The sequence below is a fragment of the Alteriqipengyuania lutimaris genome (genome assembly GCF_003363135.1).
Classification (GTDB): domain Bacteria; phylum Pseudomonadota; class Alphaproteobacteria; order Sphingomonadales; family Sphingomonadaceae; genus Alteriqipengyuania; species Alteriqipengyuania lutimaris.
The window spans coordinates 1-2,520 of sequence record NZ_QRBB01000008.1; the positions used below are offsets into that span (position 1 = coordinate 1).

Genomic DNA, 2,520 nt, shown 5'->3' on the forward strand with positions numbered 1-2,520 from the left:
TGAAGACTGCTTTGGTATTCGCTGCGGTTGTGGCCTTCGTGGCCTGCGCCGCCTTCCCTGATCACAAGGATTACAAACAGCTCGCCGACAAACAATTCCTCGCCAAGCAGAGGGACGTGCTGAGACTGTTCCACAGAGTCCATCAACACAATATACTCAATGATCAGGTCGAAGTAGGCAATACCTATGACATCGAAGCAAACATCGGCAACTACAAGTACCCCCGAGTGGTGAAGCAGTTCATGGCGTACTTCAAGAAGGGCATGCTGCCTCGAGGGGAGCCCTTCTCCGTAAACTACGAGAAGCACAGGGAGCAAGCCATCATGCTGTACGACCTGCTCTACTTCGCCAACGATTATGACACCTTCTACAAGACCGCCTGCTGGGCACGTGATCGTGTGAATGAGGGAATGTTCATGTATTCCTTCAGCATTGCCGTCTTCCACCGTGACGACATGCAGGGTGTCATGCTCCCACCCCCGTATGAAGTCTATCCCTACCTCTTTGTCGACCATGACGTCATCCATATGGCTCAGAAATACTGGATGAAGAACGCTGGCAGCGGTGAGCACCACTCCCACGTCATTCCAGTGAACTTCACTCTCAGAAATCAGGATCAGCTCCTGGCCTACTTCACGTCCGACGTGAACCTCAACGCCTTCAACACGTACTACCGCTACTACTACCCTAGCTGGTACAACACCACACTCTACGGACACAACATCGACCGCCGTGGTGAGCAGTTCTACTATACCTACAAGCAGATCTATGCTCGCTACTTCCTGGAGAGGCTTTCCAACGATCTTCCCGATGTGTACCCCTTCTACTACAGCAAGCCCGTCAAGAGTGCGTACAACCCTAATCTCAGGTACCACAATGGCGAAGAAATGCCGGTGCGTCCTAGCAACATGTACGTCACCAACTTCGACCTGTACTACATCGCCGACATCAAGAATTACGAAAAGAGGGTTGAAGATGCCATCGACTTCGGTTATGCCTTCGATGAACATATGAAGCCCCACTCTTTGTACCACGATGTCCACGGCATGGAGTACCTTGCAGATATGATCGAGGGTAACATGGACTCTCCTAACTTCTATTTCTACGGTTCCATCTACCATATGTACCACTCAATGATTGGACACATCGTAGATCCATACCACAAGATGGGGCTCGCACCTAGTGCGTTGGAACATCCCGAGACCGTTCTGAGGGATCCTGTTTTCTATCAATTGTGGAAGCGCGTGGATCACCTCTTCCAGAAATACAAGAACAGGCTGCCCCGTTACACTCACGATGAGTTGGCATTCGAAGGTGTGAAAGTGGAGAATGTGGATGTTGGTAAACTGTACACTTACTTCGAGCAGTACGATATGAGCTTGGATATGGCCGTGTACGTCAACAACGTGGATCAGATCTCTAACGTGGACGTCCACGCTCGCCAGTACCGTCTCAACCACAAGCCCTTCACCTACAACATTGAGGTCAGCAGCGACAAGGCACAGGACGTGTACGTCCGCGTGTTCTTGGGTCCCAAGTACGACTACCTGGGCCGCGAATACGACCTGAACGATCGCAGACACTACTTCGTAGAGATGGATCGCTTCCCATACCATGTTGGAGCTGGAAAGACTGTGATTGAACGCAACTCCCATGACTCAAACATCATCGCTCCTGAGAGAGACAGCTACAGGACGTTCTACAAGAAGGTGCAAGAGGCTTACGAAGGAAAGAGCCAATACTATGTCGACAAGGGCCACAACTACTGCGGCTACCCAGAGAACCTGCTGATCCCCAAGGGCAAGAAGGGAGGCCAGGCCTACACCTTCTACGTCATCGTAACCCCTTACGTCAAGCAAGACGAACACGACTTCGAGCCTTACAACTACAAGGCCTTCAGCTACTGCGGCGTTGGATCCGAGCGCAAGTATCCCGACAACAAGCCTCTGGGATACCCCTTCGACCGCAAGATCTACAGCAACGACTTCTACACTCCCAACATGTACTTCAAGGATGTGATCATCTTCCACAAGAAGTACGATGAGGTTGGAGTCCAAGGCCATTAAGTGGGCGATGCAATAACAGATTTCAACTTCACACATGATGAATGGAAATGTTTTCCGTACTTCGAAAACTTAAACCTATAAACATGAAAACCAAGACGTCAGATCTCACCATCAGTAACGAGTACAACAGGTTTCTATAATTGAAGTACTGAATCCATTTCATGTAAATAAATTACATTCAAGGCTCAACGTATCGTATCCGGCATCAGGATGCCAAAAATTATTCGAAGTTACTGATGAGCATAAGCTTCGAATATTCTATGAGAAACGCATGGGATCTGAAGTTGAAGCAGATGCATTGGGTGATGAATGGAAGGGTTATATTGTCCGTATTGCCGGCGGTAATGATAAACAAGGCTTTCCAATGAAGCAGGGTGTGCTGACGAATGGTCGTGTGCGTCTGCTGCTATCTAAGGGACATTCATGCTATAGACCTCGACGAGATGGAGAAAGG

The 2,520-nt window shown here is 49.3% G+C and carries 2 protein-coding genes; both read left to right on the top strand.

Translation table 11 applies throughout. The annotated features are described in order from the left end of the window. On the top strand, window positions 1-2,066 hold a 2,066-nt coding region (locus DL238_RS15845; RefSeq protein WP_147291041.1), incomplete at its 5' end, for a hypothetical protein. A gap of 148 nt (window positions 2,067-2,214) precedes the next feature. Continuing rightward, a partial coding sequence (locus tag DL238_RS15850; RefSeq protein ID WP_234031158.1) for an eS6 family ribosomal protein occupies window positions 2,215-2,520 on the top strand: 306 nt, incomplete at its 3' end.